The 6,437-nt window shown below is 72.1% G+C and carries 4 protein-coding genes and 2 pseudogenes; all 6 read left to right on the top strand.

Features of this window, described 5'->3' with window-relative positions:
- Positions 1 to 422 (top strand): annotated as a pseudogene (locus tag G3N96_RS37215) (hypothetical protein); the annotation flags it as partial.
- A gap of 50 nt (positions 423 to 472) precedes the next feature.
- Positions 473 to 2,221, top strand: coding sequence for an acyl-CoA synthetase family protein (locus G3N96_RS37210; protein WP_206140325.1), 1,749 nt, complete (start codon positions 473 to 475; stop codon positions 2,219 to 2,221).
- Positions 2,218 to 3,201, top strand: a complete 984-nt coding sequence (locus G3N96_RS37205) for an acyl-CoA synthetase (protein WP_206140324.1) — start codon at positions 2,218 to 2,220, stop codon at positions 3,199 to 3,201. The genes G3N96_RS37210 and G3N96_RS37205 overlap by 4 nt, the downstream gene beginning before the upstream one ends.
- Positions 3,198 to 3,854 carry an outer membrane lipoprotein carrier protein LolA gene (locus G3N96_RS37200; protein ID WP_206140323.1) on the top strand — a complete coding sequence of 219 codons (657 nt, stop codon included), beginning with the start codon at positions 3,198 to 3,200 and terminating at the stop codon, positions 3,852 to 3,854. The genes G3N96_RS37205 and G3N96_RS37200 overlap by 4 nt, the downstream gene beginning before the upstream one ends.
- Positions 3,854 to 6,331 (top strand): MMPL family transporter, encoded by a 2,478-nt coding sequence (locus G3N96_RS37195; protein ID WP_206140322.1) that lies wholly within the window; start codon positions 3,854 to 3,856, stop codon positions 6,329 to 6,331. Before G3N96_RS37200 ends, G3N96_RS37195 begins: the two co-directional genes overlap by 1 nt.
- Positions 6,328 to 6,437: pseudogene (locus G3N96_RS39540) on the top strand (polysaccharide deacetylase family protein); the annotation flags it as partial. The gene G3N96_RS37195 and the pseudogene G3N96_RS39540, both read left to right, overlap by 4 nt.

Below are 6,437 nucleotides of genomic sequence, written 5' to 3'. Positions count from 1 at the left end.
TGCCGCTCGCCCGGCATTTCGAATGGGGCCTGTATCTGGAACACGCGAGTTTCAACCTCGCGATGGCGCTGCTGTTCGGCCGCACGCTCGCCGCCGGCCAGGTGCCGCTGTGCACGCGCTTCGCGACGATGATCCACGGCGCGATCACGCCGGCCGTCGCGCGCTACACCCGGCAGATCACGCTCGCGTGGACGCTGTTCTTCGTCGCGATCGCCGCCGTGTCGACGCTGCTGTTCGCGACCGCGCCGATCGTCACGTGGTCGACGTTCGCGAACTACCTGTCGCTGCCGCTCGTCGCCGTGATGTTCGCCGCCGAGCATGCGTGCCGGCGCTTCGCACTGCCGCACGAACCGCGGCCGCGCATGGTCGACGCGGTGCGCGCGTATCGCGCGACGACCCACGCATCGCAGCCGTCACGATGAATTCACGGCCGGCGCGGCGCGCCGGCCTTCGCTCCCGTTTTGACCGATTTATGCCGACTCACCCGCTGGTTTTCCATTCGTCGCCGGACCGGACGATCGCCTGGCGCGACGGCGCGCCCGTCACCGTGCGCGCGTTCGTCGCCGACGTCGCCCGCGTGGCCGCCGCGCTGCCCGCCGGCGGCCACGTGTTCAACGTGTGCCGCGACCGTTACCGCTTCGCGGTCAGCCTGTGCGCGGCGCTCGTTGCCGGCAAGATCAGCCTGCTGCCGTCGACGCACACGCCGGAAATGGTCCGCCAGCTCGCATCGTTCGCGCCCGACGCGTTCTGCCTGCACGACGCGCCCGACTGCGCGATCGACCTGCCGCGCTTCGCGTACCCCGATGCCGCCCCCGGCGAGCGCGCGAGCGATGCGCCGTTCGTCGTGCCGCAGATCGAGGCGGCGCGAATCATGGCCTACGTGTTCACGTCCGGCTCGACCGGCGCACCGGTGCCGCACCGCAAGACCTGGGGCTTCCTGGTCGGCTGCGTGCGCGCGGCGGCCGACCGCCTCGGGCTGCTCGACGGCCGCGCGGCCACGCTGATCGGCACGGTGCCCGCGCAGCACATGTACGGCTTCGAGTCGACGGTGCTGCTCGCGCTGATCGGCGGCCTCGCATTCAGCAATCGCCAGCCGTTCTACCCGGTCGACATTCGCGACGAACTCGCTGCGATCCCGCAGCCGCGCGTGCTCGTCACGTCGCCGATCCACCTGCGCGCGCTGCTGGCGGCCGGCCAGGCGCTGCCGCCTGCCGCGCTCGTGCTGTCGGCCACCGCGCCGCTGTCGGAAAAGCTCGCGTGCGAAGCCGAGGCCGCGCTCGACGCGCCGCTCGTCGAGATCTACGGCAGCACCGAAACCGGCCAGATCGCGACCCGCCGCACGTCGCAAGGCGCGACGTGGGCGCTGTTCCCGGGCATCCGGCTCGACGCGCGCGACGAACCGGAGAGCGACGACGGCGAGCCGACGATCTGGGTGTCGGGCGGGCACGTCGAGGCGCCGGTGCCGATGGGCGATGCGCTCGAACTGCTCGGCGACGGCCGGTTCCTGCTGCACGGCCGCAAGGCCGACCTCATCAACATCGCCGGCAAGCGCACGTCGCTCGCGTACCTGAACCATCAGCTCAATGCGATTCCGCGGGTGATCGACGGCGTGTTCTTCATGCCCGACGAAGCCGCGCCCGCCCACGCCGGCGCGGGCCTCGAACCGGTCACGCGCCTCGTCGCGCTGGTCGTCGCGCCAACGCTCGCCGCTTCCGACCTGCAGCGCGCGCTGCGCGAGCGGATCGATCCCGCGTTCATGCCGCGCCCGCTCGTGTTCGTCGACGCGCTGCCGCGCAACGAAACCGGCAAGCTGCCGCGCGACGTGCTCGCCGCGCTCGTTGCGCAACATGCGCGCACCGCAGCCGCGCCGACGCCCATCCGCGACCCGGCCGGCACGCCTGCGCCCGCGCTCGGGTTCACGATCCCCGCCGATCACCCGGCACTGCCCGGCCACTTCCCCGGCCAACCCGTCGTGCCGGGCGTCGTGCTGCTCGATCACGCGATCCATGCGATCGGCACGGCGCTCGACCGTCCGCTGCACACGTGGCGGCTCGGGTCAGCGAAATTCCTGAGCCCGGTCGCACCCGGCGAACCGCTCGATCTCGCGTACGACGCCGCGGCGAGCGGTGCGATCCGCTTCACGCTGCGCGCCGGGGCGCGCGAAGTCGCGAGCGGCGTGCTGTCCGCGCCGCCGCCCGCGCAGGACGGCGCGCAGCCATGAAGCGCACCGCGTGGGCCGAACGCCAGGAGCGCAGCAACGCAGGCTTGCTGCGCGCGATGACGTGGATCTCGCTGCGCTTCGGCCGCCAGCGCGCACGCGTCGTGCTGCATCTGATCGCGACGTATTTCGTGCTGTTCTCGCCGGTCGCGTGCGCGGCGTCGCGCGACTACCTGCGCCGCGTGCTCGGCCGCCCCGCGCGCTGGCGCGACGTGTACCGGCACGTGTTCACGTTCGCGGCGACGATCCACGACCGCATCTATCTGATGAACGGACGCTTCGACCTGTTCGACATCCGGCTGCACGGTGAAACGCTCGTCGACGACGCGCTCGCCGGCGGACGCGGCGCGTTCCTGATGGGCGCCCATCTCGGCAGCTTCGAGGTCGTGCGCGCGATCGGCCGCACGCACCCGGACCTGCGCGTGGTCGTGACGATGTACGAGAAGAACGCGCGCAAGATCAACGCGACGCTCGCCGCGGTGAATCCCGCCGCGCAGCCGGAAGTGATTCCGCTCGGGCAGGTCGACTCGATGCTGAAGGTGCGCGAACGACTCGACGCGAACTGCATGGTCGGCATGCTCGCCGACCGCACGCTGCTCGACGACGCGGCCGCGTCGCTGCGCCGGCTGCCGCTGCTCGGCGCGCCGGCGGCGTTCCCGCTCGGGCCGCTCTACATGGCCGCGATGTTGAAGCGTACGGTGATCTTCATGACGGGCCTGTATCGCGACGGCAACCGCTACGATGTGCACTTCGAGACGCTCGCCGATTTCTCCGACGTGCGGCGTGACGCACGCGCGGCGGCCGTCGACGCGGCACTCGTGCGCTACGTCGCGCTGCTCGACAAATACTGCCGCGCGGCACCGTACAACTGGTTCAACTATTTCGACTTCTGGCAAGGCGGCGATGCCGCGACCGTGACCGCACGCAGCGACGCGGCGCGCGCCGGTGCCGGCCTGTCCGCCACGAGGGATTCCGACGCATGACCGCCGTTCGCCGCTGCCCGCCCACGCTCCCGTCCGCGCTGCGTCGTGCCGCCCGCACGCTGGCCGTCGCCGTCGCTGCAACCTCAGCCGCGATCGCGCTGGCCGCCGCGCCCGCGCAGGCGGCCGACACGGCGCCGGCGTGGAACCTCGACCGGTTGATGTCGACGCTTGCGCAACACAAGTCGGGGCGCGCGACGTTCACCGAGACGAAGACCCTGTCGATCGCGGCGCAGCCGGTCGAGTCGTCCGGCGAACTCGTGTTCGTCGCCCCCGACCATCTCGAGAAGCACACGCTGAGCCCGAAGCCCGAACACCTCGTCGTCGACGGCGACATGCTCACCGTCGAGCGCAACAACCGAAAGTTCACGCTCGCGCTCGCACGCTATCCGGAACTCGGCGCGTTCATCGACAGCATCCGCGCGACGCTCGCCGGCAACCGCTTCGCGCTCGAACAGGTGTACAAGGTCGCGCTCGCCGGGCGCGGCGACGACTGGACGCTGACGCTCACGCCGCTCGACTCGCGGATGCTGAAGGTCGTCAGCACGATCACGCTTGACGGCACGCGCGACGTGTTGCGCAGCGTCGCGATCCGGCAGGCCGACGGCGACCGCTCCGTGATGCGGCTGCAACCCGTTCCGGCGAATTCGAACTGATGGACGAACGCACCCGCCCCCCCGCGTCACCGGTCGCACGCCGCCTGCACGCGCTGCGGCAGCGTGCCGTGCTCGTTTGGCTGCTCGCGCTCATCGCGTGCGGCGTCGCGATCGGGCGCGCACACTTCACGGCCGACCTGTCCGCGTTCCTGCCGAGCGCGCCGAGCGCCGGGCAGCGCGTGCTCGTCGACCAGTTGCGCGACGGCGTCGTGTCGCGGCTGATCCTGGTCGCGATCGACGGCGGCGATGCCACGACGCGCGCCGCGCTATCGCGACACGTCGCCGGCGCGCTGCGCACCGATCCGCAATTCGCGGCCGTTCACAACGGCGAAACCACGAACGACGCGCGCGATCGCCAGTTCATCTTCGATCACCGCTACCTGCTGAGCCCGGCCGTCACGCCGCAACGCTTCAGCGCCGCCGGCCTGCATCAGGCGCTCGGCGACAGCCTCGACCTGCTGAGTTCGTCGGCCGGCCTCGTGGCCAAGGCGATGCTGCCGCGCGACCCGACCGGCGAAGTCGCCACGCTCGTCGACCAGTTCGACAGCGCGGCGGAACCGGCGAGCCGCGACGGCGTGTGGGCGTCGCGCGACGGCACGCGCGCGGTGCTCGTCGTGCAGACGGCCGCCGCCGGTTCCGATACCGACGCGCAGGCCCGCGCGATCGACACGGTGCGCCGCGCGTTCGCCGCCGCGCAGCAGGCCGTGCCGAACGCCGCCGCGACCACGCTCGCGATGACCGGCCCGGGCGTGTTCTCGGTCGACACGCGCGACACGATCCGGCACGACGTCGAACGGCTGTCGACGGCGAGCGTCACGCTGATCGTCGCGCTGCTGCTGACGCTGTACCGTTCGCCGCGCACGCTCGCGCTCGGCTTGCTGCCGGTGCTGACCGGCGTCGCGGCGGGCATCGCGGCGGTCAGCGTCGCGTTCGGCACGGTTCACGGGCTGACGCTCGGCTTCGGCACGACGCTGATCGGCGAAGCCGTCGACTATTCGATCTACCTGTTCGTGCAATCGGCTCAGGGCGGCACGCACGGCGCGGCGCGCCCGGCCGACGCGACGCGCGCATGGATCGCCGCGTACTGGCCGACGATCCGGCTCGGCGTGCTGACGTCCGTGTGCGGATTCGCGTCGATGCTGTTCTCCGGATTCCCGGGCCTCGTGCAGCTCGGGCTGTATTCGATCGTCGGGCTGACGGCCGCCGCGCTCGTCACGCGCTTTGTGCTGCCGCATCTTCGCGGCGAGCATGTCGCGATCCGCGACGTGTCGCGCGTCGGTGCCGTGCTCACGCGTGCGGCCGACGCCGCGCCGCGGCTGCGCTGGCCGCTCGCCGCGCTGGTGATCGCCGCGGGCGTGACGCTCGTGCTGCATCGCGACGGGCTGTGGAGCCGCGAACTCGCCGCGCTCAGCCCCGTGCCGGCGCAAGCGCAGGCGCTCGACGCGCGGCTGCGCGCCGATGTCGGCGCACCCGATGTGCGCTATCTCGTCGTGATTTCCGCCTCGACCGAACAGGCCGCGCTCGAAGGCGCCGAAAAGGTCGCCGCGCAATTGCAGCCGCTCGTCGACCGGGGCACACTCGCCGGCTTCGAAAACCCCGCGCGCTACCTGCCGAGCGACGCCGCGCAGCGCGCACGCCAGGCGAGCCTGCCGGATGCCGACGTGCTCGCCGCGCGGATGCGCGACGCCGTCGCGAACCAGCCGATCGCGGTCAGGCCCGGCCTGTTCGCACCGTTCATCGCCGATATCGAGGCCACGCGCCACGCACCGCTGCTGACGCGCGCGGACCTGCGCGGCACGTCGATGGCGCTCGCCGTCGATGCACTGCTGACCGAACGCGACGGCCGCTGGAGCGCGATGCTGCCGCTGCGCGCGCCGGACGCCGCGCGCACCGCGCAACCGGCATCGAGCCTCGATGCCACGCCGATTCGCGAAGCCGTCGCCCGCGCGGGCGTGCCCGATGCGCTGTTCGTCGACATGAAGGCCGAAGCCGATCGCCTGTACGTGAGCTATGTGCATGAGGACCTCCGGCTGTCGCTCGCGGGCTTCGCCGCGATCGCCGTGCTGCTGCTGATCGCGCTGCGCTCGCCGCGCCGCGTCGTGCGCGCACTCGCGCCGCTCGTCGCGGCTGTGCTGGTCGTGACGGCCGGCTTCGCGCTCGCCGGCGTGCAGCTGACGATCCTGCATCTCGTCGGGATGCTGCTGATCGTCGCGGTCGGCTCGAACTACGCGCTGTTCTTCTGCAAGCGCGACGACGCGCAGCCCGTCGCGCCGTACACGCTCGTGTCGCTGCTGATCGCGAACCTCGCGACGGTCGCCGGCTTCGGGCTGCTGGCGCTGTCACACGTGCCGCTGCTCGAAACCTTCGGGCTGACCGTCGGCCCGGGCGCGATGCTCGCGCTCGCGTTCGCGGCGATTCTCGCGCCGCGAACGGCTGACGCGGTGGCCATCAACCGTCATCGAGGAGGCCGCGCATGAGCGCGCCGTCGTCCGTTCCGTCGCGACAGCCCGGCGATACGCGCCGCTGGAAGCCGACGCCGCTGATCGCGGGCACGGCCGCGCTGCATGCGGGCGCGGCGGCGGC

The sequence above is a fragment of the Burkholderia sp. Se-20373 genome (assembly GCF_017104705.1).
Lineage (GTDB): Bacteria > Pseudomonadota > Gammaproteobacteria > Burkholderiales > Burkholderiaceae > Burkholderia.
The sequence above is the reverse complement of the archived record's forward strand: the minus strand, read 5'-3'. Positions and strand labels throughout refer to the sequence as shown.

What these genes read in the sequence shown, in the direction of transcription:
- G3N96_RS37210 (WP_206140325.1), top strand. Translation starts at nt 473, where the DNA reads ATGCCGACTCACCCGCTGGTTTTCCATTCGTCGCCGGACCGGACGATC.
- G3N96_RS37205 (WP_206140324.1), top strand. Translation starts at nt 2,218, where the DNA reads ATGAAGCGCACCGCGTGGGCCGAACGCCAGGAGCGCAGCAACGCAGGC.
- G3N96_RS37200 (WP_206140323.1), top strand. Translation starts at nt 3,198, where the DNA reads ATGACCGCCGTTCGCCGCTGCCCGCCCACGCTCCCGTCCGCGCTGCGT.
- G3N96_RS37195 (WP_206140322.1), top strand. Translation starts at nt 3,854, where the DNA reads ATGGACGAACGCACCCGCCCCCCCGCGTCACCGGTCGCACGCCGCCTG.